The 24,484-nt window shown below is 41.4% G+C and carries 23 protein-coding genes and 2 tRNA genes; 11 read left to right on the top strand and 14 right to left on the bottom strand.

Annotated features, from left to right (window positions below; all coding sequences use genetic code 11):
- Positions 1–13 precede the first annotated feature (13 nt).
- Positions 14–3,091 (bottom strand): SusC/RagA family TonB-linked outer membrane protein, encoded by a 3,078-nt coding sequence (locus ACXAFK_RS05595; RefSeq protein WP_474957070.1) that lies wholly within the window; start codon positions 3,089–3,091, stop codon positions 14–16.
- 305 nt (positions 3,092–3,396) lie between these two features.
- Between ACXAFK_RS05595 and pdxR the strand changes: the two genes are divergently transcribed.
- Positions 3,397–4,869: a MocR-like pyridoxine biosynthesis transcription factor PdxR gene (gene pdxR, locus ACXAFK_RS05590; protein ID WP_474957069.1), complete on the top strand. Its 1,473-nt coding sequence runs from the start codon at positions 3,397–3,399 to the stop codon at positions 4,867–4,869.
- A 16-nt stretch (positions 4,870–4,885) separates the two neighbouring features.
- Here the strand turns inward: pdxR and ACXAFK_RS05585 are convergent, their stop codons facing one another.
- The 6 genes from ACXAFK_RS05585 to ACXAFK_RS05560 all read right to left on the bottom strand — a co-directional run bounded on the left by ACXAFK_RS05585 (position 4,886) and on the right by ACXAFK_RS05560 (position 9,212).
- Complete coding sequence (locus ACXAFK_RS05585; RefSeq protein ID WP_474957068.1) at positions 4,886–5,497, bottom strand: hypothetical protein; 612 nt, start codon at positions 5,495–5,497, stop codon at positions 4,886–4,888.
- Positions 5,498–5,665: 168 nt separating this feature from the next.
- Positions 5,666–5,941 carry an ATP-dependent Clp protease adaptor ClpS gene (locus ACXAFK_RS05580; RefSeq protein WP_224835294.1) on the bottom strand — a complete coding sequence of 92 codons (276 nt, stop codon included), beginning with the start codon at positions 5,939–5,941 and terminating at the stop codon, positions 5,666–5,668.
- 22 nt (positions 5,942–5,963) lie between these two features.
- Positions 5,964–6,800: a 50S ribosomal protein L11 methyltransferase gene (gene prmA / locus ACXAFK_RS05575; RefSeq protein ID WP_474958154.1), complete on the bottom strand. Its 837-nt coding sequence runs from the start codon at positions 6,798–6,800 to the stop codon at positions 5,964–5,966.
- Position 6,801: 1 nt separating this feature from the next.
- Positions 6,802–7,551, bottom strand: a complete 750-nt coding sequence (gene tpiA / locus ACXAFK_RS05570) for a triose-phosphate isomerase (RefSeq protein ID WP_224835295.1) — start codon at positions 7,549–7,551, stop codon at positions 6,802–6,804.
- 27 nt (positions 7,552–7,578) lie between these two features.
- Positions 7,579–8,673 carry a BT_3928 family protein gene (locus ACXAFK_RS05565; RefSeq protein ID WP_474957067.1) on the bottom strand — a complete coding sequence of 365 codons (1,095 nt, stop codon included), beginning with the start codon at positions 8,671–8,673 and terminating at the stop codon, positions 7,579–7,581.
- Positions 8,670–9,212 carry a DUF1599 domain-containing protein gene (locus tag ACXAFK_RS05560; RefSeq protein ID WP_474957066.1) on the bottom strand — a complete coding sequence of 181 codons (543 nt, stop codon included), beginning with the start codon at positions 9,210–9,212 and terminating at the stop codon, positions 8,670–8,672. The genes ACXAFK_RS05565 and ACXAFK_RS05560 overlap by 4 nt, the downstream gene beginning before the upstream one ends.
- A gap of 95 nt (positions 9,213–9,307) precedes the next feature.
- Here ACXAFK_RS05560 and folP point away from each other — a divergent pair, with 95 nt between their 5' ends.
- Genes folP through ACXAFK_RS05545 form a run of 3 tightly spaced genes read left to right on the top strand, consistent with a single transcriptional unit; the run spans position 9,308 to position 11,756 of the window.
- Positions 9,308–10,141 carry a dihydropteroate synthase gene (gene folP, locus ACXAFK_RS05555; protein WP_474957065.1) on the top strand — a complete coding sequence of 278 codons (834 nt, stop codon included), beginning with the start codon at positions 9,308–9,310 and terminating at the stop codon, positions 10,139–10,141.
- A gap of 44 nt (positions 10,142–10,185) precedes the next feature.
- The gene (cdaA, locus tag ACXAFK_RS05550) at positions 10,186–10,974 is read left to right on the top strand and encodes a diadenylate cyclase CdaA (protein ID WP_224835299.1); all 789 of its coding nucleotides are present in this window, start codon (positions 10,186–10,188) and stop codon (positions 10,972–10,974) included.
- Positions 10,971–11,756, top strand: coding sequence for a DUF3667 domain-containing protein (locus ACXAFK_RS05545; protein WP_474957064.1), 786 nt, complete (start codon positions 10,971–10,973; stop codon positions 11,754–11,756). Before cdaA ends, ACXAFK_RS05545 begins: the two co-directional genes overlap by 4 nt.
- On the opposite strand, the gene ACXAFK_RS05540 is transcribed toward ACXAFK_RS05545, so the two are convergent.
- On the bottom strand, positions 11,757–13,529 hold the full coding sequence (locus ACXAFK_RS05540) for an ABC transporter ATP-binding protein (RefSeq protein ID WP_224835301.1): 1,773 nt from the start codon (positions 13,527–13,529) through the stop codon (positions 11,757–11,759).
- The gene (gene truA, locus ACXAFK_RS05535; protein ID WP_474957063.1) at positions 13,529–14,269 is read right to left on the bottom strand and encodes a tRNA pseudouridine(38-40) synthase TruA; all 741 of its coding nucleotides are present in this window, start codon (positions 14,267–14,269) and stop codon (positions 13,529–13,531) included. Before truA ends, ACXAFK_RS05540 begins: the two co-directional genes overlap by 1 nt.
- Before the next feature lie 88 nt (positions 14,270–14,357).
- Here truA and ACXAFK_RS05530 point away from each other — a divergent pair, with 88 nt between their 5' ends.
- Positions 14,358–14,852 (top strand): metallophosphoesterase family protein, encoded by a 495-nt coding sequence (locus ACXAFK_RS05530; RefSeq protein WP_474957062.1) that lies wholly within the window; start codon positions 14,358–14,360, stop codon positions 14,850–14,852.
- 65 nt (positions 14,853–14,917) lie between these two features.
- Here the strand turns inward: ACXAFK_RS05530 and ACXAFK_RS05525 are convergent, their stop codons facing one another.
- Positions 14,918–15,328 carry a DUF4293 domain-containing protein gene (locus tag ACXAFK_RS05525; RefSeq protein ID WP_224835304.1) on the bottom strand — a complete coding sequence of 137 codons (411 nt, stop codon included), beginning with the start codon at positions 15,326–15,328 and terminating at the stop codon, positions 14,918–14,920.
- A gap of 192 nt (positions 15,329–15,520) precedes the next feature.
- On the opposite strand from ACXAFK_RS05525, the gene rho reads away from it, so the two are divergent.
- From rho to ACXAFK_RS05505, 4 genes are all read left to right on the top strand, one after another.
- On the top strand, positions 15,521–17,137 hold the full coding sequence (gene rho, locus ACXAFK_RS05520) for a transcription termination factor Rho (RefSeq protein ID WP_252079087.1): 1,617 nt from the start codon (positions 15,521–15,523) through the stop codon (positions 17,135–17,137).
- Between the two features lie 131 nt (positions 17,138–17,268).
- The gene (locus tag ACXAFK_RS05515) at positions 17,269–17,937 is read left to right on the top strand and encodes a hypothetical protein (RefSeq protein WP_474957061.1); all 669 of its coding nucleotides are present in this window, start codon (positions 17,269–17,271) and stop codon (positions 17,935–17,937) included.
- 78 nt (positions 17,938–18,015) lie between these two features.
- Positions 18,016–18,639: a hypothetical protein gene (locus tag ACXAFK_RS05510; RefSeq protein WP_474957060.1), complete on the top strand. Its 624-nt coding sequence runs from the start codon at positions 18,016–18,018 to the stop codon at positions 18,637–18,639.
- 91 nt (positions 18,640–18,730) lie between these two features.
- A complete protein-coding gene (locus tag ACXAFK_RS05505; protein WP_474957059.1) occupies positions 18,731–19,417 on the top strand; it encodes a hypothetical protein in 687 nt (228 codons plus the stop codon).
- Positions 19,418–19,479: 62 nt separating this feature from the next.
- Here ACXAFK_RS05505 and rpsT read toward each other — a convergent pair whose 3' ends face one another.
- From rpsT to proS, 4 genes are all read right to left on the bottom strand, one after another.
- On the bottom strand, positions 19,480–19,731 hold the full coding sequence (gene rpsT, locus ACXAFK_RS05500) for a 30S ribosomal protein S20 (RefSeq protein ID WP_207069686.1): 252 nt from the start codon (positions 19,729–19,731) through the stop codon (positions 19,480–19,482).
- 36 nt (positions 19,732–19,767) lie between these two features.
- Positions 19,768–19,839 (bottom strand) — tRNA-Glu (locus ACXAFK_RS05495).
- Positions 19,840–19,894: 55 nt separating this feature from the next.
- A tRNA-Glu gene (locus ACXAFK_RS05490) sits at positions 19,895–19,966 on the bottom strand.
- Positions 19,967–20,047: 81 nt separating this feature from the next.
- Positions 20,048–21,523 (bottom strand): proline--tRNA ligase, encoded by a 1,476-nt coding sequence (gene proS, locus ACXAFK_RS05485; protein ID WP_474957058.1) that lies wholly within the window; start codon positions 21,521–21,523, stop codon positions 20,048–20,050.
- A gap of 95 nt (positions 21,524–21,618) precedes the next feature.
- On the opposite strand from proS, the gene ACXAFK_RS05480 reads away from it, so the two are divergent.
- Positions 21,619–22,920, top strand: a complete 1,302-nt coding sequence (locus ACXAFK_RS05480) for a hypothetical protein (protein WP_474957057.1) — start codon at positions 21,619–21,621, stop codon at positions 22,918–22,920.
- 36 nt (positions 22,921–22,956) lie between these two features.
- Positions 22,957–24,459 carry an OmpP1/FadL family transporter gene (locus ACXAFK_RS05475; protein WP_369885005.1) on the top strand — a complete coding sequence of 501 codons (1,503 nt, stop codon included), beginning with the start codon at positions 22,957–22,959 and terminating at the stop codon, positions 24,457–24,459.
- The last annotated feature ends 25 nt before the right edge of the window (positions 24,460–24,484 follow it).

The raw sequence follows: 24,484 nt of genomic DNA, 5'->3' as shown, positions 1-24,484 counted from the left end.
AATTATTTTTGAATTAGAAGGACACTGATACATTAAAGGCAAACCTTTTTGTTGATGGGACGGTGCTATCGCCATCCAGACCATCACTTTCCGGGTCGTAATTGATATATTTTGGAAAATTGGGGGCCACATACCATAAGTTTCTTGCCGAAAGGGTAAGGTCCATTCTTTTGAACGGCAATCTGTCAGCTTTTTTTGGTTTCAACGTGTAGCCTACCGCCACTTCCCTAAGCCTAAAGATCGACGTGTCCCACATGGCAAGATCGTTAGCATTGTAATAGTTGGAATAACCCAATCTTCCGCTATTTAATTGAATATTATTGGGAATTTGATTTCCATTGGCATCCAATAATGGTTCGCCTGTAACATCGTCCGCCAAAAAACCAGGCAACACAAATGACCCTTCTCTATCCTCGGTTTCCTTTGCCACGCCACGTTCAAGCATATTTTTTACCGCTGTGGAGTAAATTTCGCCCCCATGGCGGTATTCTATTTGAGCACTGATCGAAAAACTCCCGATACCAAAGCTATTTATATTGGTAAGCCTCCAATCCGGATTGGGATCTCCAATAACTTTGTTGGGCAGGCCAATATCGTTACTGGTAATTACTTCACCTACTCTGGTCGCCGAGCCATTGCCATTGATCAGTAGGTTTCCATCCTCATCCCTTAAGGCATAGTCCCCTTTTATAACACCAAAAGGCTCGCCTTCCACGGCAAATCTATCTTCACGGATATTTATATCCGCTCCGGTTGGCGTGGTTTCACGAACCATGGATTCGTCCGCAGTGACTATGTTCCTGAAATTCCAACGAAATTTATCCCCTCGAAAAATATCGACACCTAGATCAACCTCGATTCCTTCACTATCTATCCTTCCTAAGTTTATAAACTGATCATCGTATCCAGTGGCCGGGGCTACCGGCGACTCTACAATCTGGTCTTCCGATACGCGTTGATAAACGGACACCTCTAAAGAGGCTCTATTGTGAAACAGTTTGGATTCTATACCAAACTCAATTTCTTTATGCAGTTCTGGTTTTAAATTTAGATTGGCGTAGCGGGTACTATATCTATTGGTTACCGGATAGGTTCCGTCGGGAGCGGCAAACCTCAAGGGATCAATAATCAATGTACTTCGCGTTCTATATGGCGCGGGATACCCTGATGATGTTGCATACGCTCCCCTAAGCTTAAGGTAATTAAGAGTGTTTCCTCCAAAATTAAACGCACTGGTCGGAATAAACGATAAGGATGCCCCTGGGTAGAAAAGTGATCGGTTATCTTTTTCTACCGTACTGCCCCAATCGTTTCTACCAGATATTGTGGCATACAAATAACTCTTGTACGCAAATTGAAATTGACCAAAGGCACCAGCCAAATTCTCGTTGGTACGGCTGTAGCTGGATTCCGTTACGGTAAAATTACTCGGTCTTAAAAATCCATATACAATTTGACCATCCGAGTTTGATGAATTTCCTACGTATCGCGTTATTTGGCTGTTGAGCCCTATCTGTGCTTCCAGACTCAAGTTTTTGATCAACTCCTTATTAAACCCGAGTATAGCAGTTTGATTTACAATTACCTCCTTACTATCCCCTACATTGAGATATCCTTGCTGATACACATCATCATACCCGCCTTTATTGGAAAAATCGAAGCCCGTATAGCTCTCCGAATCAAAACCTGCGCGGTATGTAACATTCAGCGAGTTGGAGAGCTGATAATTTGCGGTTACATTTCCAAAAACACGGACTTTATCATCATAATTCCCGGAATTGTTTAGAATCCAAAGTGGATTGGTATCGTTACGGTAATAGACAGACTCCCCTGTCAAAGGGTTCTGATAGGGCAACTCTGTTAAATCTATCCATCGGGGCAAATAGAACACCAGATTAAAAATATCCTCATCATTGATCAAATTTACCTTTCTGGTCGAATACCCAATATTTGCGGAAACATCCAGTTTTTCACCAAGCTGGGCCTTTCCTCCCAAGCTCAAATTAAAACGCTTTAAATCGTTGTGGTCAATTATTCCAGACTCATCGGTATATCCGGCCGATAAGTTAAAGCCCACTTTTTCTTTGGATGTTGAAAAGGTCAAGGAATGATTTGTTCCTATTCCCATTCTAAAAATATTCTTCACGTTATCCGGTTTTGGGCCTATTTTGATCATTTTGTCCGCATACTCAGGAAAAATATCGCCCATATTGGCATAAGGGTGCGGTACTGGGTCCATTTCCGAAAAAGCCGGTCCAAAGTTTGAAAATATCGTCGCGCCAAATTGTACCCCTTCCAGTCCGTTGGAATATGTGTTTTGGTATTTTGGCAATTGGGACACCATATTGGTGTACACCGAGGTGGCATAAGTTACCGTTGTGCTAGCTTCGCCTATTTTTGCCGAACCACTCTTGGTCTGAATCAAGATGACCCCGTTTCTTCCTTCGCTACCATATAGAACAGCAGCATTGAACCCTTTTAAGATGCTTATATTTTCGATATCGTTTGGATCTAGATCCCTTAAAAGTCCATTGAACGGAACATCGTTTACCACTATCAAAGGTGCGTTAGAACCAGTCAACGAAATATTTCCCCGAATTCGAATTGTGGAAGATGAGCCTGTTTGACCATCGGCCGGGGTTATCGCTACACCAGCGACCTTACCTTGTAGAGTACGCGCCAAATCCGCTTCGGGCCTTTTTTCTACTTCTTCTGATTTTACATTGGCAATGGCATAACCAAGTGCTTTTTTGGACTTTTTAATTCCCTGGGCGGTCACTACTACTTCGTCCAAAAGCTCTGTACTTTCCACTAATAGCACATTGATCTCATTTTGATTGCCCACAACGACTTCCTGTGCTGTGAACCCTATGTAGCTAAATTCCAAAACATCTGCTCCGTTTTGAACAGTAATTGTGTATTCCCCATCAAAATTGGTGGTAGTTCCTACACTGGTACCTTTTACAACAACACTGGCGCCGGGCAATGGCCCAGAGGCATCACTTACCTTTCCATTGATCTGTCGTTGTGCGTTTATAGTGAAAGAAAACAGTAAAAGCAGACACAGGCATATATTTTGGTTTATGGGCATTGGTAAGTAGGTTTAAACGTGATTAGATTGGTCTTGATGTTTGAAAAAAACAGGTTCGGGATACTGAGGCCGAGGTCTGATATTGATCCAGCAAGTATGAAAGCTTAAACTATCAAATTCAAAAAAGAAGCTTGTCCAACCGTTCAAGCCAGGTGAAAAAACCACTTCGCTATAGCACTTGAACAACAAAGCTCTACTTGTAGGATTTGGGAACTGCATTGTAAACCTTTTGTTAAAAAACTGAAAATTAAAGGATAAACCACTACCTTCCGCATACCAATCTTATTTGATTTAGCATACCAATTATGCACTTTAACATTAAAGGCCTTTTAGAAAGAAATGGCTTTTTTTTGGATGCAAATCAACCTCAAATTTATGTCAACCTCTACACGGCGTTCAGAAAAGCTATATTGAACCGCTCCCTCGAGAACGGTACCAAACTGCCCCCTTCCAGGGTTCTGGCAACGGACCTTGGCATATCCCGAAGCACCGTCTTAAAAGCCATTGACCTATTGTTGGTGGAGAATTATATTACATCCAAAAGAGGTTCTGGATATTATGTTCGAGCAACTGAAGACAAAAAAATAAGGCTCAATATTTCCGCTCTCGACCATAAAGGTGGCCACCCAAAGCTATCCAAACAAGGAATAGCTTTTTCGGAAAACAATCTTTGGGCCGGACAAGATTCCATAAAAGAGGTCGCTTTTAGGCCGGGATTACCTCCTTTGGATATTTTCCCCGTCCAAATTTGGAAAAAGCTCATCGACGACTATTGGAAACGTATTACTCCTTCTGAGTTATCCTACAGTGATACGAAGGGCCTAAATTGTCTAAGAGAGAATATTTCCCAATACTTAAAAGTATATAGGAACATTAATTGTTCGCCCGATCGAATAATCGTTACCACTGGATCATTACATTCCCTTTTTTTGGTCTCGAGCATTCTCCTTGAAAAAAATGACAATATTGTAGTTGAAAACCCAATGTATCCAATGGCCCATAGTCTTTTCAAAAACTTGGGCGCCGTGATACAACCCGCTCCGGTAGATGATGAAGGAATCAATCTAAAAGGCATTAATTGCACAAACCCGAAATTTGTTTACACCACACCATCCTGCCAGTACCCAACTGGTGTAAAAATGAGCATGTCCAGAAGATTCCAATTATTAAATTGGGCAGCAGTGAATGAAACCTATATCATTGAAGATGATTATAACCACGAATTCAGTAATTGGGAAAAGCCATTGGGGTCGCTGTTCGGAATGGATTTACAGGAGAGAGTGGTCTATTTGGGCACGTTCAATAAATTGATACACCCATCCCTGCGGTTGGGCTACATAATTCTACCTGAACAACTGATCGGTCCGGTAAGTGGCCTGTACCAGCAGTCCAGCAGGTTCGTACCAAGACAAGACCAGAAAGCCATGAGCGCTTTTATCGAAAAGGATTATTTAAACAAACACCTAAGAAAGGTAGTCGACACGGCCCAACAGAGAAAAGAATATTTTGTAGAACAATTCAATACCATTTTAGGAGATTGGTTCCAGCTAGAAACGTCCTGTTTGGGGCTCCATTTGATCGCTCATATCAAAAAAAAACAGAGCGACCTTTATATAGAAAAGAAGTTAATGGACCAAAACATTCGTGTACATGCATTGAGCAGATATTATATTTTACCAAATGATGCCAATGGGCTGGTTATGGGGTTTTGCTCGGTAAACCAAAAACAAATCAAGGAAACCATACGTAAGATTGGCGAGGTTATGGGCCAATTGTAATATGCTCTCGGATTTTTTAATCTTTTAGATTTTTGAGTGAATCCAGTTGCTGCTTTGTCAGTTCCAGTTGATTCTTGAGCTTTTGATTTTCCAAAATACTCTGTTCCTTCAATTGATTGATCTTACGTTCAAATTCATCGGCAGGCACGTATTCCGGACGCAAAAAAACCTCGGAAAAAATACTGATTATCGTAAACAAAAAACTGATTGCCAACGCAGAGACCAAACCAATAAGCAACGCTTTTTCCCTTTTGGAGGTTGATGTTTTCTTCTTGAGCAGTTTTCTCTCATCTTTGGTGAGCTTTGGAGTGTTCGATAAATGTCCCAAAAATGTGTCCCATTTTTCCTCCTCTTTTACATAAAGATTCATAAACCCTCCTTCGTCCAAAAAATCTTGGGTGTTAGGCGTTGAAGCCAACATAAACATATCCATTCCATTGCCTCCCATAACATCCAGTAAAGTGGAATCGTAATTCTGGATTTCCTGTACCAACCTCTGTACATATTCCAAGCTATAATGTGGCCGTAAAAATTCGTCGTAAAGTGTGTGGATCTGAAAATAGTCGTTTCGGTCCAAAGCATATTCCAAAAAACGATCTTTTAGTTCTGCCTTAAAAAATTCACTCATTTTTAAAAATGGGCGTTATTGGGTTGGTTATGGTTGTTTAGGCTAAAAATAAAGAAGTGGGACGGCAAAAAGTTCTAGGTCAAGGTAAAGAATTCATGAAATTATTGCTTAATCAGATTCTTTTAAAACAATTAAAATAGTAATACTAAAAAGGGTAAAACCGGTCTATCACAAAATCTCTGCGCTCAAACCTGCCTGCAAAAGTTTGCTGCATCTGGGCTCTAAATAGGAATATTCACCCGTTTTAACCGTACATTTTCCTTTATAATGAACAATTATGGAGCATTGCTCCGCTTGCTCGGGTGTATGCTCGCACACATTGATAAGGGTTTCTATAACATGGTCGAAAGTATTCACGTCATCATTAAAAAGTACGATCTCGTGCTCCTTCACCGTTTCTTCTTCCAGAAGGACATCTTCCAATTCCTTTTCCCTAGTGCCCATAATACTTGAGGTTTATGCTATTCTAATTTACATATTTTGCTGCAATCCAATTGTTCTTCTCCAGATTTTTTTCAAATTCCAAACCATGTGCCGCACATTTTGAAGATATTGCATCTAAATCTTCCAAATAAAAACCACTTAAAAAAAGCGTACCTTCTTTTGCTAAACAATCTGCGTATATCGGAATGTCCTCCAATAAAATATTTCTATTGATGTTGGCCAAAATAACATCATATTTTTTATCCTTGAGCAAATTACTATCTCCTTGATAGGTTTTGATTTCGGGACAATTGTTTCGTTCCACATTTTCCTGGGTATTCAGATAGCACCATTCATCTATATCTATGGCATCCACATCCGTAGCACCGCGTTTTTTTGCCAAAATAGCCAACACACCGGTACCGCACCCCATATCCAAAACCGATTTACCCTCAAAATCGTTTACGAGGATATGCTCGAGCATCATATGGGTAGTTTCATGATGTCCCGTACCAAAACTCATTTTTGGCTCGATCACTATATCGTATTCTACCTTAGCTGGGTCGTGAAAAGGTGCCCGAACCATACATTGGTCACCGACCTTAATGGGGTGAAAATTCTTTTCCCATTCGGCATTCCAGTTTTGCTGCTCAATTTCCTTGCTGGTCCAACTTATCTTAAAATTTGGGTTTTGGGAAACGAACAGTTCACTGAGCATGCCCCCCTTCCATTCCGACTTTAAAATATAGGCCAACAGCCCTGTTTCGTTTTCCACAAAGCTTTCAAAACCCAATTCTCCCAACTCCGCAATCAAAATATCTGTTGCGGGTTGGGGCGGGTCGATCTTAAAATTGTATTCGAGGTATACCAAGTGCCAAATTTTAAATAGCCTTAATTATTTCGGAAAAATCTGTAGCTTTTAAGGATGCGCCACCGATCAAACCTCCATCCACATCGGGCTTGGAGAAAATTTCCGATGCATTTGCCGGTTTTACGCTTCCACCATATAGTATGGAAACATCTTCCGCAATGGAGGAATTAAACCCATCCGCTATAGTTTTTCTAATAAAAGCGTGCATTTCCTGTGCTTGTTCCGGACTCGCGGTCTCGCCAGTACCAATGGCCCAAACAGGCTCGTAGGCAAGTACAATTTTACTCCATGCGCTGGCATCTAAATCAAAAAGGGCATTTTTTAACTGGTTTTCCACTACGGTAAAATGCTTGTCGGATTTTCTATCCTCCAATTCTTCTCCAAAACAGAAGATTACCTTAAGTCCTTTTTCTACGGCCGTTCTTACCTTTTTGGACAAAAGCGCATCATCTTCCCCAAAATAGGCTCGCCTTTCAGAATGACCGATGATTACCGTGTCCACACCGAGGGCAAGGAGCATATCGGCAGAAATCTCGCCGGTGTATGCACCATTTTCGGCAAAGTGCATATTCTGTGCTGCGACCTGTATTTTTGAATCTTGCAATGCTTCCTTTGCTGCTTGAAGGTTTACAAAAGTGGGTGCTACTATGATATCTGCATCGGTATCGGGTAATTTAGCGGAAAGTTCGGCCAACAATTCTTCTGTTTCCTGAAGATTCTTGTTCATTTTCCAGTTTCCTGCCACTATTTTTGTTCTCATTTTCTCTGGTTTTTCTCAGTTTTATATTTAGAAAGTAAGTTCTTCAAAATCATTGTAATGTGCCTTTTGCCGAATAGTCCCCTTGTTCAACACCAAGATACCCGGATTGGAACGCACTATGGTCTTTAAGGTAGTTTCATCCGTAAAGTAGAACTCAAAGTCCAAGCCGTAGGATTTTATCAATTTTTCGGCCGTATCACTACTGGACGCTGACATTCCTATTACTTTGTAGCCTTTACGCTTTGCTTCGGCAGTAACTTTGGCCACCTGCTCAAAGGCCTCGTAATCGCTTTTTGCCATATCATAGGCTATAACCATTACCAATTTCTCCTCTTCGAGTAATTCTGCCGCATAATCCTGTCCTTCTTGCTCAATGGTAAAATCGTGTATTGGCGGCTCGTATCCAGCTTGGATCTCAGTGGTCTCCACATCGATAAATTCACCATCAACGGATGGATAATCTCCTTCGGTCACAATTACTTTTTCTTCCCCGTTGACCTTAAATCGCCATGCATATTCGTAAACTGGCTTAGGTGCATTTTCTGGAACGGACATTCCTTCTTGTATGTTCGCACCGATTTTGTAGGGTCTAAAATCCACTGAGGGCAAATGGGCCAACACATTGTTGGCGAACAACATACATGCCAAAAGGGCAACTCCCCCAATGATCCAATTGGTCTTGGGGCTGAACAACGGGGCAATATATTTTTTACCAAAGAACAATATCAAAATAAACACCAACAGAACCACATCTTTCGTAAAGGATTCCCATGGTGTCAGTTTTATGGCATCCCCAAAACACCCACAATCGGTCACTTTGTTGAAGTAGGCCGAATAAAAAGTAAGAAAGGTAAAGAAGACGATCATGAGCAATAGACTCCAAACCGTGAACTTTGGCTTAAATCCAATTAGCAGCAACACACCGAGAATCACTTCGGCTATCACCACAAAAATGGATATGGCCAATGCCAATGGGGTCAAAAAGGTTAGATCCAATACACTTGGGCTAAAATATTCCTCTAGTTTAAAGGAAAAACCCATGGGGTCATTGAGCTTGATGAGTCCACTTATAATGAACAATATGCCCACAAAAATCCTTGATATCCAGACCAAATATTTCATTCTTCTTCGTTTAAATGAATCAATGCAAAAACCGCATAGTTAACCATATCTCGATAGTTGGCATCTACACCTTCACTCACCAAAGTGGTTCCTTGGTTGTCCTCAATCTGTTTTACCCGCAACAACTTTTGCAAAATCAAATCCGTCAGGGAACTCACCCTCATATCCCTCCAAGCCTCGCCATAATCATGATTTTTGTCCTCCATCAGCTTTTTGGTAACCGCAACTTCCGCATCGTAGAGTTCAATGGCTTCATCTGCGGTAAGATCCGGTTGTTCCACCACCCCTTTCTTAAGTTGGATCAGGGCCATAATGGAATAATTGATAATACCTATAAACTCTGAACGTTCGCCCTCGTCCACTTTTCTTACCTCATTTTGCTGAAGGCTCCGTATCCGTTGTGCCTTGATAAAAATCTGATCCGTTAAAGAGGGTAATCGCAGGATTCGCCAAGCGGTGCCATAATCCTTGGCCTTTTTTAAAAACAATTCCCGGCAGGTTTGTATCACCTCATCGTATTGTTGGGAAGTATGCTGCATGTATTGTTGCTAATTTGCGTAAATTTCGTCCAACTTGATTGTGTACTAAAGTACTTTGCCAAAGATAATGAAACCCAACAAAGCAGATATTTTTTATGACCATAAACTGCAAAGGTGAATTAATAGACCTATCATCTCCCAAAGTAATGGGAATTCTTAATCTTACACCAGACTCGTTTTTTGATGGAGGAAAGTACAAGGATGAGGTTTCCATACTTACTCAAATTGAATATATGCTCACCCATGGGGCAACCTTTATAGATATGGGCGCCTACAGCTCCAGACCTGGTGCGGAGCATGTCCCTGAGGAGGAGGAATTGCGTAGAATGATCCCTGTTATCGACCTTATCCTGAAAAAGTTTCCAGATACTTTAATATCAGTGGACACATTTCGGAGCAAGGTGGCATCGACAAGTATTGAGCACGGAGCGGCCTTGATCAACGATATTTCTGCGGGAAATTTGGATAAGAAGATGTTTGATATGGTTGCCAAGCATCAGGTCCCTTATATTATGATGCACATGAAAGGCACTCCACAATCCATGCAGAAAGAAGCTGCTTACGAGGACTTGATCAATGACCTTAGATTTTATTTCTCTGAAAAAGTAAAAGAAAGCTCCGGCAAGAAAATCAACGATCTTATTCTAGATCCAGGATTTGGTTTTGCAAAGACCACGGCCCAGAACTATACTCTTTTAAACCATTTAGACATGTTCCAAACCTTTGGTTTGCCCATTTTGATCGGTTTGAGCAGAAAATCAATGATTTATAAAATTTTGGAATCATCCCCGAAAGAAGCATTGAACGGAACAACGGCCTTGCACACCATTGCCCTTTTAAAAGGCGCAAACATTATTCGTGCACATGATGTAAAAGAAGCATCGGAATGTATTAAACTTGTGAAAGCTCTAAAAGAGAATGCCCTCTGATTTGATGTTCTCCTAATTTTGCTAATTTTACAAAAACGCTGCGGTTGGATTTTTTAAACTTTCTCGAATTTAAGATTACCGATGTCATCGACATAGTCCTGGTCGCCGCATTGCTCTATTATATTTACAAGCTGGTCAAGGGAACCGTGGCCATCAATATATTTATTGGAATTGTAATTGTCTGGGCACTTTGGAAACTTACCGAACTACTCCAAATGAAGATGATCAGCAGCATGGTGGGCGGGTTTATGAACATTGGCCTGATTGCATTAATCATAGTTTTTCAGCAAGAGATCAGGAAATTTCTGTTGATGATCGGCTCTACTAACTTTGCTTCCAAAAGAAACATTTTTAAACATTTTAAGTTCCTAAAACAGGAAGCTATTTCCACCAATACAGATGTAGATGCCATAATAAGTGCCTGCGAACGTATGGGAACTTCCAAAACGGGAGCTTTGATCGTTATTGAGCGCAACAATTCTTTGGATTTTATAAAATCCACTGGCGACGCCATGAACATTAAGGTTACCCAACCCATTTTAGAAAGCATCTTCTTTAAAAATAGTCCGTTGCACGATGGCGCCATCGTGGTCCAAGACAATTTTATTACGGCAACCCGGGTAATTCTGCCCGTTTCCAACGACCGTAATATTCCGTTAAGATTTGGTTTACGGCACAGGGCCGCTGTGGGCATTACCGAAAAAACAGATGCACTCTCCCTTGTCGTGAGCGAAGAAACCGGTTCAATTTCATATATAAAAAATGGTGAGTTTATACCATTTAAAGGTAGGGAGGAATTGGTTAAGCGAATTAAAAAGGACTTGGAACAATGACCTGCAAAAATTGTGAAGCAAGACTTCGAACCGATTTTTTGTATTGTCCGGCATGTGGCGCAAAAGTGGTTCGCAACAGAATTACCATTAAAAATCTTTGGGTTGATTTTTTAGAAAGATATTTTAATCTCGACAACACTTTTATAAAAACCTTTATCCATTTGTTCAGTAAACCCGAAGTGGTCATCGAGGGTTATTTGCAGGGGATTCGCAGAAAATATCTAAATCCCATCAGCTATGTTGGTATTGCATTGACACTTTCTGGATTGCTCATGTTTATTATGTCCAAATCTTTGGATAGTATAGATTTTGGTTTTTTGGAATCGGAGGCCCAATCGGTTTACCAAGAAAAGTTAATGGGTTTTATTTCGGATTACCAAGCTTTGATATTCATCCTTTACATTCCATTAACGGCGATATCAGGTTGGTTATGTTTTGATGAGAAGAAGTACAATTTTGCAGAGCGCATCATTATTTTTACCTATGCACTTGCCCATTATAGTCTTCTCATATTTATACCTTCTCTACCCATTCTCCTTTTTGCTCCGGAAATCTATATGTCATTTTCATTGGTAAGTGTTTTGGCAATGATGGTTTATGTTGGATATGTAATCATTAGAATCAGCAACTCCAAAGGAGTTTCCCTTATCGCAAGACTACTCTTGTTCTATATGATTTTTGGAATTCTCTATTTCCTGAGTTCACTGCTTATACCGATCATCATGCTTTTGATCGGAGAAATAAGTTTACAAGATCTAGTACCACCTCCTCCCCAAAACTGATTACGCCACTTCCTCGGCCAAGAATTGGGCATTGTACAGGTCGTTGTAGTAACCGCCTTTCTCCAGAAGTTCTTTGTGGGTACCGGTTTCTATGATTTTACCAGCATCCATCACTATGATCTTATCCGCCTTTTTAATAGTTGCCAAACGGTGGGCAATTATAATTGATGTTCTGCCTTCGGTAATCTTGTCGGTGGCCTGTTGGATCAACTGCTCGGAATACGTATCCACGGAAGAAGTAGCTTCATCTAAAATAAGAATACTGGGATTGCTCACGTAAGCGCGTAAAAATGCGATCAATTGCCGTTGCCCACTGGAAAGCATGGTTCCTCGCTCTTTCACGTTGTATTGGTAACCGCCAGGTAAACTGGAAATAAACTCGTGTACCCCGATCTGCTTGGCGGCAGCTTCTATTTCTTCCGTAGAGATATTTTCATCACGAAGCGAAATATTGTGTGCTATGGTATCGGCAAACAGGAAAACGTCTTGTAACACAATGGCGATATGGGAACGGAGCGACTTCAAAGTATAGTCGTCCAAGCATACGCCGTCCACCATAATTTTACCTGAATTTATCTCATAGAATCGGTTGAGCAAATTTATGATTGTAGATTTTCCTGCTCCTGTGGCCCCCACAATGGCCACAGTTTCACCTGCTTTTACATTGAACGATATACCATGAAGGACTTCTTCATCCGGCACATAACCAAAATGTACATCTTTAAACTCGATATCTCCCTTTACGCTTTGCTTTTCTACCGTACCGTTGTCGTCGATATGGCTATCGGTATCCAAAATTTTAAACACCCTGTTCGCAGCCACCATTCCCATTTGCAGGGTATTGAATTTATCCGCAATCTGACGCAGTGGACGGAACAAAAGATCCATCAAGAAAAAGAAAGCTACGATGGCCCCTTTATTGTCGAGCCCTACATTTTCGATATTCTGTATTACACCAAAATATACCACCAAACCAATACCAATTGAATTGGATATTTCGGCCACAGGAAAAAATATGGAGTTGTACCATACTGTTTTCAACCATGCATTCTGGTGTTTTTCGTTGATGACCCTGAACTTTTCCTTTTCTATTTCCTCTCGGTTAAAGAGCTGTACGATCTTCATTCCGGCTATCCGCTCCTGAACAAAGGAGTTTAGGTTGGATACTTGGGCACGCACTTCGATAAAGGCCACCTTCATTGCCTGCTGAAAAAGACGCGTAGCCACTAAAATTACGGGAAGAATGGCAAACACGATCAAGGCCAGTTTCCAATTGATCACCACCATGATCACGGCCGCGGACAACATTTTTAAGGCATCGGCGACGATCATAAAAAATCCTTGGCTAAAAATTTCCCCTATTCGCTGCATATCGGCTACGGCCCGAGTGACCAAAACGCCGATCGATGAATTATCAAAATAGGTCATTTTAAAGCTGGTCATCTTTTCAAAAAGATTGATCCGTATGTCTTTTATAACGGATTCGCCCAACAAATTTGCATAATAGTTGAACAACAATTGAGTGGTTACCTGACCCAGTAAAAACACCAGCATTAACAGCACATGGTTCAGCAATTGGGCCGCATCTTTGCTCTCCAATGATTGATTGATGATATTTTTGACCAACAACGGGATTCCGATAGCAAACGCTGCCGAGAGTATGGCTACTACCGCAACCAACCAAAAAATACCACGATAAGGTCTTGTTCTTGAAAAAACACGCTTGAACAATCTAAAATCGAACGCTTTTCCTATTTCCTCTTTTTTGCTCATCAAAAAACATCTTTTGGATAGATAACCTTGGTCAAATATAACCCTTTTGCAGGGACGGACACGCCTGCCTCGCTCCTATCTTTACTTGCGATGATTAGGTGTATGTCTTCACTTTTGATTTTCTTCAACCCAACATCCAGCAAGGTACCAACCACGGCCCGAACCATATTTCTCAAAAAACGGTCTGCAGTAATGGTAAACACCCATTTATCGCCACAATCCTGCCAGTAAGCCTCCCGCACATCACAATTAAATGTTTTTACATCGGTATTGGATTTGGAAAAACACTCAAAATCGGTGTACTCCAGCAAAATTTTTGCCGCCTCGTTCATGGCGGGTAAATCCAATGGATGCTTCACCCAATGGGCGTAATCAAAAAGAAAAGGGTCTTTTTCCCGTACCAGCCAATACTCGTAAGTGCGTTCAATGGCATCGAACCGGGCATGGGCGCCATCATCAACGGTTCTAATTTCTTGTACTGCAATATCATCTGGCAAAAAGGCATTTAGCCTGTATGCCAAATCCTTTTTATCGTCAATCGAATCAAAATCAAAGTGACAGAACATTTGTTTGGCATGGACACCTGCATCGGTTCTGCCAGCACCAACCACATCAATTTTGTCACGAAGCAAGGTGCTTAACGCTCTCTCCAATACTTCTTGTACGGTTATGGCGTTCGGTTGGTTTTGCCAACCGTGATATGCTTTTCCGAAATATGAAAATTGGATGAAGTATCTCAATGGAATCCCTTACTTTTAGGTCGGTAAAGATAATTCAATCCTACCCAACACGAATCCGACCCTATTTTTTTAGCATATTTTTAGCGTTATGACCAAGATTTTATTGCTTTCCGATACCCACGGACACATGGATAGATCCATTTTAAAGTATGCTTCGCAGGCCGATGAAATCTGGCATGCCGGAGATATTGGAAGTTTATCGGTAACCGACCAATTGGAAGCTTTGAAACCTGTTCGAGGGGTACATGGCAATATTGACGACCATGTAATACAGAAGGAATTTCCGGAAAATAATAGATTTATGTGCGAAGGCGTGGATGTTTGGATTACACACATTGGGGGCTACCCCAACAAATATAATGTGCGGGTTCGTGAAGAGATCAAGGTCAATCCCCCAAAACTTTTTATCTGCGGACATTCCCATATCTTAAAAGTGATGCACGATAAAAAACTGGGCCTATTGCACATGAACCCCGGAGCCTGTGGCAAACAAGGGTTCCATCAAGTACGTACCATGTTGCGATTTGTGATCGATGGCGACAAAATATCGGACCTGGAAGTTGTAGAGTTGGGAAAGCGCTGACCAAAACATAAAAACCCCGGCCTAAGCCAGGGTTTTTTCGCACTAATACTACTAAGATGTTAGGTTCAACGTAAGCGATCAACAGATTTTACAAGATCTTCATCCTTTTTGATAGCCCTGTTGGCCAGGACAAGAAAAACGATAGAAAATACAGGAATCAGCATCCCAATACCCTTCTCAGAAACCACAGTTTCTCCGGATAAACTTAGCGATCGATAAACGAAAAATCCTAGTAAAAAAAGATTCAATATCATATTCAATCTGTTTACCACAAATTGATTTTGTCGCTTTTTGTACAATAAAATCGAAACCACGGAAAGTACGGCGGCCACATAAAAAACAAGGCTAACAAGCACTTGGTCCTGGGCATATACCTCTTTTCCGTCTACTTCGACCCATAGATTCAGAAAAAACGGAAGTATTCCCGAAATAAGGCCTACAATCAGTAAATATAACGTTTGTATCCGCTGAATCATTGTTGAATTTGCTTTCAAATGCAAAAATAGAAGTCTTTTTTGATAAATAAGGCCTAATTCTTCAAAATTTATTTGTAATATTGTTGCGTTATTAGCAAGCACCTACCTCGGAATTCTTTCTCCAGTAGCATTCAAAAATAACTTTACTTCTAATATTTAGCATCACACAAGTTTAACATATTCCATTACTTAATGTTCGAGATTTCAGATCTAAAAGCTAAAAAGCTTCCTGAGTTGCAAGAAATTGCAAAGGATCTTAATGTTCCCAAATTCAAATCGTTAAAAAAATTGGACCTGGTCTACCAAATTCTGGACGTACAGGCCTCCAACCCAAAAGCGGTTGCAGAAACCGTTGCTGCGAACAAAGACGAGAAACCAGCGCCAGAGCCCAAACCAAAAAGAACAAGAACTCCCCGACCTAAAACTACCGACACCAAAAGCAAAGAGGGAGAAACCACGGAAAAAGCCCCACAGAAAAGAGAGCCCAAGAGTTCCAACGACAACGCCAAAGGAAAAAATCAAGGACAAGGGCAACCTCAAAAAAAGGACAACACCCCTCAACAAAACGAGGGCGGCCAGCAAAAAAATCAAAATAACAGAAGGACCAAACAACATAACAAAGGCCATCATGATAAAAAGAACAGCAATTTCGATAAGGATTTAAAAAACAGGTACAAAGAACCTGAATATGAGTTCGATAGCATTATCGAGAGTGAAGGGGTCCTGGACATTATGCAGGATGGCTACGGGTTCCTAAGGTCTTCGGATTACAACTACCTGTCATCACCGGATGATATTTATGTTTCCCAATCACAAATTCGATTGTTCGGACTTAAGTCCGGGGATACTGTTCTCGGGAACATAAGGCCGCCAAAGGAAGGTGAAAAATATTTCCCCTTGATCAAAGTGAACAAAATAAATGGACTCGACCCCCAAGTGGTTCGTGACAGGGTAGCTTTTGAGCACCTTACCCCATTGTTCCCTCAGGAAAAGTTCAATTTAGCCGAAAAACAAAGTACACTTTCCACAAGAATCATGGATTTGTTCTCTCCTATTGGAAAAGGACAAAGGGGAATGATCGTTTCCCAACCCAAAACAGGTAAGACCATGTTGTTGAAAGATATTGCCAACGCAATCGCAGCCAACCACCCAGAGGTTTACCAAATCATTCTTTTGATCGATGAACGCCCAGAAGAGGTTACAGATATGCAACGCAATGTGCGAGGTGAAGTAGTTGCTTCTACTTTTGACAAAGAAGCCACAGAGCACGTAAGGGTTGCAAACATTGTTCTGGACAAAGCAAAAAGATTGGTGGAATGCGGCCACGATGTGGTAATCCTGTTGGATTCCATTACCCGTTTGGCCCGTGCCTACAACACCGTACAGCCAGCTTCCGGTAAAGTATTGAGTGGTGGTGTGGATGCCAATGCACTGCACAAGCCGAAACGTTTCTTCGGTGCGGCACGTAATATTGAAAATGGCGGGTCCCTTTCCATTATCGCCACAGCCCTAACGGAGACCGGCTCTAAAATGGACGAGGTGATTTTTGAAGAGTTCAAGGGTACTGGTAACATGGAACTTCAGTTGGATAGAAGAATATCCAACAGAAGAATTTTCCCTGCTATCGACCTAATTTCTTCATCTACTCGAAGAGATGACCTATTATTGGATGAAAATACCATTCAACGCATGTGGATAATGCGAAAATATCTTGCGGACATGAACCCGGTTGAAGCTATGGAGTTTATGGAGCAGCGCATTAAACAAACAAAAAACAATGAAGAATTTTTACTTACCATGAGTGAGTAAAAACATACAGTACTTTATAAAAATAAGATTACAGGCCCTTCAATATTTTGAAGGGCTTTTTTTGACCCATTTTGTAGAAAAGGCATATCTTTATTTCGGTTTCCTCAAAACTGAACATTAAATACTTAACTATGAAAAACAACAAAAGAGCCCTCCTTGCTATTTTTGGGGCCAGCTTACTATTTTTGGCCTCCTGCCAACAGGGCAACAAAAAAGAAGAATCGACCGAACCTGCCAATCCTATCGCAGAACAAACCGAACCTGTTCCACCGCCAAAAGGCATAATATCCTTAAAGGAATCCAAATCACTTTACGACAATTACACGAAAAACAGAGTGGACATGATCGAAGAGTTCGAAGCGGAGAGAGAGCCCGAAAAAGAATTCGATGCCGCACGCTTCACCTCCTTTACCTACGCCGATATGAAAAACTATATGGCTTACGTGGAGCAAGAAGCCAAAGAGGCAGGGGTAGAAGTTGCTTCTTTAAGACTATACTTTGCCAATTACCCCAATAAACCCGATTTTCCCGACGGACAAAAGGTGGTCCACCCAAGACAAAACTCTATTTTTATTGTTCCCACCACTATTATTGATGGGGAAGAGCTCGGGTTTTACATTGATGCTGAAGGAAAAGCAAAACCTATTAAAAACGTGGTGGGCAGTTCCGAAGACCAAGGAAACGACGAAGGGAACACTGCCAAGGCCAGTATGATTCCCACTCTTTTTCAGGATGACGGAACGAGCTTAAACTTAAACCATGGCAACTCTGGTCCTCCGCCATATACCGATTTTCAATAGTGCATGATGTTTGAAAGCTTTTTTAGCCTGGATTTTCTTTTAAAACAGTTTTATATTCCGCTTTATCTTATAACGTGGATGATATCACTATGGCGCTATAAAAGTTTTTTTGACACTGCCCTAAAACATTTACCGATACTCATCATTTATACTTTTTTCACCGAAGTATTGGGATATTTTATCAAGTATAATGATGAGTATCAATTTTTTTCCGATGGGAGATACAATTGGCACAACGTAATAATTTATAATATCTACCAAGTAGTGTTCTTCGTTTTTTTCCTTCAGGTATACAAAAAAGTAATCAACAGCAAGAAGGTCAAAAAGCAGATTCGCTACTTGAACACTGTTTGCGTTCTTTCCTATACAATCAATGCAATCGCCTATAATCCCCTGCACAACCAAACCACCTATGCCCACATTATTGGGTCTCTGATTTTACTTTATGTATTAATTATCTATTTTAGGGAAAAGTACTTGGAGGAATCACCTTACCCTCTTAAATTCAATTTGATGTTTTGGCTAAGTTCCGGCCTGACCATATTTTACACTTTCTTCCCAATAATATCGATGATCTATCTACTAAAACTCAATATTGGTGTTCAAATATATTTTAGACCTATACTTCTCACTGCGATAGCCTTGATGTACGGTTTGATCATTATTGGATTGATCGCTGGTAAAAGAAAAGCGTTCCGATAAACTACACCGTCATCAATCAATAAAGCACAAAGATTTATATTCCTTATTTTAGCTCTTTTAAAAACCTTGACACTTAGCCTGTTGCCCACACATGGAGGAGCTATTCACTTTTTTGCACGAACATTACATCCTCCCATTTTATCTTATAGTTTGGCTAGTGGCCATGGCAAGATACCGTACTTATTTTGATACCCAATTAAAATATTACCCTATATACCTGATGTACACATTTATGACAGAAATATTGGGATATTTTATCAAGTTCCACGAAGAGTTTCAAATAGTGAGCAATGACGATTACGATTGGTACAACGTAATAATCTACAACATATATCTCACCCTATCCTATTTGTTCTTTTATTATATCTATTGGAAAACGGTAAAAGAAGAAAAACACAAAAAATGGATACGTTATGGAGCAGGCATCAGCTTAACCGGATATGCCATCAGTCTTTTTTTTCAGAACCCTTTTTATTCCGACCTTTACTATGCCGACTTATTGGCTTCGTGGGTACTTTTGTTTAGTATTTGGCTATACCTTAAAGAAAAGAAGGCAGAAATAAGTCCTTATCCATTAAGATATAACCTATTGTTTTGGACAAGTGCAGGGTTGGCCGTTTTTCAACTTTTCTTTCCCTATCTAATAATTATTGGTTACGAGGCTCCCAATATTTGGATAACCTATAATTTTAGGGAAGTCCTCAAAATTCTTATTTTGATAATGTACGGTTCGTTTTTAATCGGGGTCCTGATTCACCGTAGAAGGGCATTTAGATAAAAATAAGCCCAAACAAAAACGCCTCCCGATGGGAGGCGCTGATATTATAATACAATCAAGATTTACATCGCTGCAACCTTGGTCATCAATTTGCTTTTAAGGTTTGCCGCCTTATTATTATGAATGATGTTTTTCTTTGCCAATTTATCTATCATTCCAACAACAGTGGGCAACAAAGCTTCAGCAGCTTTTTTATCTTCTTCGTTACGTAATTTTTTGATGGCGTTACGCACAGTTTTGTGCTGATACCTATTACGCAAACGCACTGCTTCGTTTCTTCTGATTCTCTTTAATGCTGACTTATGGTTTGCCATTGCTAAAAATTAATTCTTTCTTAATCCTTTTTTTTGTAGCCCGTAGGGGAATCGAACCCCTGTTACCAGGATGAAAACCTGGCGTCCTAACCCCTAGACGAACGGGCCATTGATTTCAATACTATCCGGGACAACCCAAATATACAGGTTTCAACAACCTTTGTAGCCCGTAGGGGAATCGAACCCCTGTTACCAGGATGAAAACCTGGCGTCCTAACCCCTAGACGAACGGGCCATTATGTTTGCATAATTGCGGATGCAAAAATACAACTATTTTTAAGTCTTGCAACAGTAATTTTGTTTTTTTGACATCTGTTTAATAGGCCTTTGCAAACAACACCCTCCGAACAGATGGTTTTCCTGTTACCATACAGCTACCCTCCTCCTTTTCCGCATTCAATGGGATACAGCGAATAGTGGCCTTGGTCTCCTCTTTTATCTTATCCTCCGTCTCCGTGGTACCATCCCAATGGGCCGAAACAAATCCGCCCTTTTCCTCGATTATTTTTTTAAACTCATCGTAAGAATCTACTTGGGTTATATGTTCTTTGCGGTAATCCAAAGCTTTCTTGAAAATGTTTTCCTGAATATCATCCATTAAAGAGACTACCTTATCCACAACCTCTCCGGCTTTTACGATTTCCTTGGTCAAGGTATCCCGTCTCGCAACCTCAAAAGTACCATTGGCAAGGTCCCTTTGACCCACGGCTAAACGAACAGGCACTCCCTTAAGCTCATATTCATTGAATTTAAAGCCTGGTTTATGGGTATCGCGAGTGTCATACTTAACGGTAATCCCCCTATCCCTTAACTCTTTCACCAATGGCTCAACTTTTTCTGAAATGGCATCCAACTGATCCAACCCTTTATAAATCGGAACAATAACTACCTGGATCGGTGCCAATTTAGGGGGCAACACCAAACCATTGTCATCGCTATGCGTCATTACCAAGGCTCCCATCAATCTGGTGGAAACACCCCATGAGGTTGCCCAGACATATTCTTGTTTTCCTTCTTTGTTTGCGAACTTCACATCAAAAGCTTTTGCGAAATTCTGTCCTAAAAAGTGAGAAGTACCGGCCTGTAGAGCTTTACCATCCTGCATTAGAGCCTCTATACAAAAAGTCTCTTCTGCTCCCGCAAAACGTTCGCTTTCCGTTTTTGTGCCCTTGATCACAGGAACACCCATATATTTTTCGGCAAACTCGGCATACACGTTCATCATAAGCTCAGCCTCCTCCATAGCCTCTTCTCTTGTTGCATGAGCCGTATGTCCCTCTTGCCATAAAAATTCGGCAGTCCGTAAAAAAAGGCGTGTTCTCATTTCCCAACGAACCACATTTGCCCATTGGTTCACCTTTAACGGAAGATCTCTATACGATTGAATCCATCTGCGGTACGTATCCCAGATAATGGTTTCCGAAGTTGGCCTTACGATCAGCTCTTCTTCCAGTTTTGCATCCTCGTCCACCACAATGCCACTGCCATCCTCGGCATTCTTTAGCCGGTAATGGGTCACCACGGCACACTCCTTGGCAAAACCTTCCACATGGCTCGCTTCCTTACTTAAGTAAGACTTGGGTATAAACAACGGAAAGTAAGCATTCTCGTGCCCTGTCTCCTTGAACATTTTGTCCAGTTGACCCTGCATTTTTTCCCATATGGCATAACCATAGGGCTTAATCACCATACATCCCCGAACTCCTGAGTTTTCCGCCAAATCTGACTTCACAACCAGTTCGTTGTACCATTTGGAATAATCCTCTTCTCTTCTTGTTAAATTTTTACCCATCTGTTGTAGTTTGGCACAAAACTTGTGCCTTTAAGTCTTGAAATGATTGGGTAAAACTAATTATTTTTAGTATGTTCAACAATAAAAATTGCGCCATGTTAAAGTCTTTACTCCACAATAAATTGAGAACGCCCTCCATATTGATGGTAACTGCCATCCTTATGGCATCGTGCGGCTCCTACCAACAAGCATCTTATTATGATGATGGAATCTATTCTACCAACGATCGTGTAGTTGGGGTAGAAAAGAAAAATGCCGAAGCTATGCGGGTTGAAGAGCAGGAAAATAATATGTATGGGGATTATTTTGGCCAAAAGGCAAACGAATATGGCGAAATATTGGATGACGAAGTTTTCACCGATATCGATAGTTACTCAAGTCAAGTTCGAAATGACTCGATTCCTTATGGTGAACAAACCGATTATTTCGCGTACAACAATAACTATAACGGCAACCCTGGGTGGGGAGACAATCCAACAAGCATCTCCATAAACGTTTACGATAACAGTTGGGGCTGGGGAGGCTATTACGGCTGGAACGATCCTTGGTTATGGAATGCCGGATGGGCATGGAACACTGGTTGGGGCTGGGGCTGGAACAACCCTTGGAGATGGAACCGCTGGGGCTGGGCAGGCTACGGTTGGGGCTGGAATGCTGGATGGGGCTGGGGCTACCCATATAATGGCTGGGGCTGGGCAGGTTACGGCTGGGGCGGCTACTATGGCCGCTATTGGAACAACCCTTACAACAGAGGGTACTACGGCAGAAATTATGCCTATATGTCCGGAAGAAGAGGATATAGTTCACGAATTCCCGGCACTACCCTATCATCTAGAACTAATACCTATGCCAGTAGATATAGAAGCAATAGTGGCCGCTCCAATGCAACAGTTTCCCGAAACAGCAATTTGGCCAATAGAAGCTCTCGTGGATATAGCAATCGTTCCAATGTAAGACGCTCTGTTAGTGCGGATGCCGTGGCCAGAAACCAAAACTATAGAACAAGCAGAAGCACACGGACCTCACCTAATTACAATAGAAGCTCAAGAAATTATCCTTCTTATGGAACATCGCCTTCCACGCGCAGTAGTAGGAGTTACAACAGAAGTAGCTCATCTTCATCGAGAAGCTACAGGAACCCTAGTGGAACCTCAAGAAGCTACCAATCAAGAAGTTCTGCTCCCAGCAGAAATTACAGTCGCTCCTCTAGTAGGTCAAGCTCCAGGAGTTACCGCAGCAGCGGTTCCTCCAGCAGCAGATCCAGCGGAAGTTACAGAAGCTCCGGTGGCAGCTCAAGAAGTTCTGGCGTAAGTAGGTCTTCCGGTTCGTCAAGGTCTTCGGGAGCATCTCGTTCTTCAGGTGGAAGTAGAGGTGGCAGAGGTGGCGGAAGACCATAATTCCACAAACGGCATAAAAAAACTAAAACATAAAAAATGAAAAGAATCTCAACTTTCATAATGGTATTGGCTTGCACTTTCGCAAGTGCTCAGACCATCGACGATGTATTGCGCTACAGTTCCGAAAACCTTCAGGGAACTGCAAGGTTCCAAGCCATGGGCGGCGCATTTGGTGCCTTGGGAGGCGACTTGTCCGCCCTAAATATCAATCCTGCGGGTTCGGCCGTGTTCAATTTTAGTGAAATTGCCATCACAGGGTCCAACTATCATACCAATAACGATGCACTTTACGGAAACAGCGTAACCAATACAACATCCAACTCTTTGGATTTTAATCAGGTCGGTGGCGTATTTGTTTTTAATTCATCGAACGATGGTCCTTGGAAGAAAATTGCACTGGCATTCAACTATGATTTGGTGAATAACTTTGACAATGAATTCGTTGCTACCGGAAACACTTCCGTCGGAATTGACAATTATTTCCTCAATTTTGCACAAGGAGAACCATTGGGGCCATTGCGAACCCAACAAGGGGAATTTATCGAAGAGGCTTATTTGGATATTGGCTCTAGTTTGGGCTATTCCGCGCAACAAGCGTTTCTTGGTTTTCAGGCCGGATTAATAGAACCCGTTGATGATGATGACCAAAACACAGCTTATTTTTCCAATGCCCAATACGGAAGCGTAAACCAGAGATTTATCCAAAACACATCGGGCTACAATAGCAAGTTCACCTTGAATTTTGCCAGTCAATACGAGGAGAGCCTTTACATAGGGGCCACGCTGAATTTTCACAATGTATTGTACGACAGGGTCACCTATTTGGATGAAAGTGGGTACGATGCCGAATCCCCGATTCAGTTTGCCTCTTTTGACAATTTATTGCACACCGAGGGACACGGTTTCTCCTTTAGCGTGGGCGCCATAGCCAAATTGAACCAATCCATTAGGGTGGGCGGTAGTTACCAATCACCAACATGGTATAGACTAACGGATGATACATCCCAACGCATCAACACTAATTTGGCGGTTTCCGATATCGACTTCATCAATTTTGGCATTGTTAACCTATATGATGAATACAGAATCAAAACACCCGAAAAGTATACCGGTAGTATTGCCCTTGTATTTGGACAAGAAGGACTGATCAGCTTGGATTATTCGTACCAAGATATGTCCAAGGCCGAACTTAGACCCACATCCGACCCTAGTTTTGGCGCTGAGAACGATTTTATAGCCAGCACGCTGGGTGCTGTAAATTCGTATCGACTTGGTGGCGAATACAGGATACAGGAAGTAAGCCTTAGAGCTGGATACCGGTTTGAAGAAAGCCCTTATGAGGATGGTGATTTTATTGGTGACCTAAATGGGTTCTCCGCAGGAATTGGTTACAATTTTGGTCCCAACCGACTGGATTTGGCCTTTAGTAGAACCGAACAAGATGTAAATTCATATTTATTTGATGGCGGCATCGATAGCGCAACCTTTATTGAAAGGGTCAACACCAATATATCTCTGGGCTACACCTTAAAATTTTAGAATACAATTCGAAGATGATATTCAA

The sequence above is a fragment of the Flagellimonas sp. ABD4_174 genome (assembly GCF_056160185.1).
Note: the sequence above shows the minus strand (reverse complement) of the source record. Positions and strands in the feature narration are given on the sequence as shown.

Bases quoted from the DNA above. Each gene is read 5' to 3' on its own strand.
- ACXAFK_RS05530 (WP_474957062.1), top strand. From the start codon at position 14,358: ATGACCAAGATTTTATTGCTTTCCGATACCCACGGACACATGGATAGA.
- ACXAFK_RS05565 (WP_474957067.1), bottom strand. From the start codon at position 8,673: ATGAAATATTTGGTCTGGATATCAAGGATTTTTGTGGGCATATTGTTC.
- ACXAFK_RS05585 (WP_474957068.1), bottom strand. From the start codon at position 5,497: ATGAGTGAATTTTTTAAGGCAGAACTAAAAGATCGTTTTTTGGAATAT.
- ACXAFK_RS05595 (WP_474957070.1), bottom strand. From the start codon at position 3,091: ATGCCCATAAACCAAAATATATGCCTGTGTCTGCTTTTACTGTTTTCT.
- folP (WP_474957065.1), top strand. From the start codon at position 9,308: ATGACCATAAACTGCAAAGGTGAATTAATAGACCTATCATCTCCCAAA.
- ACXAFK_RS05480 (WP_474957057.1), top strand. From the start codon at position 21,619: ATGTTAAAGTCTTTACTCCACAATAAATTGAGAACGCCCTCCATATTG.
- ACXAFK_RS05515 (WP_474957061.1), top strand. From the start codon at position 17,269: ATGAAAAACAACAAAAGAGCCCTCCTTGCTATTTTTGGGGCCAGCTTA.
- ACXAFK_RS05580 (WP_224835294.1), bottom strand. From the start codon at position 5,941: ATGGGCACTAGGGAAAAGGAATTGGAAGATGTCCTTCTGGAAGAAGAA.
- tpiA (WP_224835295.1), bottom strand. From the start codon at position 7,551: ATGAGAACAAAAATAGTGGCAGGAAACTGGAAAATGAACAAGAATCTT.
- rho (WP_252079087.1), top strand. From the start codon at position 15,521: ATGTTCGAGATTTCAGATCTAAAAGCTAAAAAGCTTCCTGAGTTGCAA.
- ACXAFK_RS05510 (WP_474957060.1), top strand. From the start codon at position 18,016: ATGATATCACTATGGCGCTATAAAAGTTTTTTTGACACTGCCCTAAAA.
- proS (WP_474957058.1), bottom strand. From the start codon at position 21,523: ATGGGTAAAAATTTAACAAGAAGAGAAGAGGATTATTCCAAATGGTAC.
- ACXAFK_RS05545 (WP_474957064.1), top strand. From the start codon at position 10,971: ATGACCTGCAAAAATTGTGAAGCAAGACTTCGAACCGATTTTTTGTAT.
- ACXAFK_RS05525 (WP_224835304.1), bottom strand. From the start codon at position 15,328: ATGATTCAGCGGATACAAACGTTATATTTACTGATTGTAGGCCTTATT.
- rpsT (WP_207069686.1), bottom strand. From the start codon at position 19,731: ATGGCAAACCATAAGTCAGCATTAAAGAGAATCAGAAGAAACGAAGCA.
- pdxR (WP_474957069.1), top strand. From the start codon at position 3,397: ATGCACTTTAACATTAAAGGCCTTTTAGAAAGAAATGGCTTTTTTTTG.
- ACXAFK_RS05560 (WP_474957066.1), bottom strand. From the start codon at position 9,212: ATGCAGCATACTTCCCAACAATACGATGAGGTGATACAAACCTGCCGG.
- ACXAFK_RS05505 (WP_474957059.1), top strand. From the start codon at position 18,731: ATGGAGGAGCTATTCACTTTTTTGCACGAACATTACATCCTCCCATTT.
- ACXAFK_RS05475 (WP_369885005.1), top strand. From the start codon at position 22,957: ATGAAAAGAATCTCAACTTTCATAATGGTATTGGCTTGCACTTTCGCA.
- ACXAFK_RS05540 (WP_224835301.1), bottom strand. From the start codon at position 13,529: ATGAGCAAAAAAGAGGAAATAGGAAAAGCGTTCGATTTTAGATTGTTC.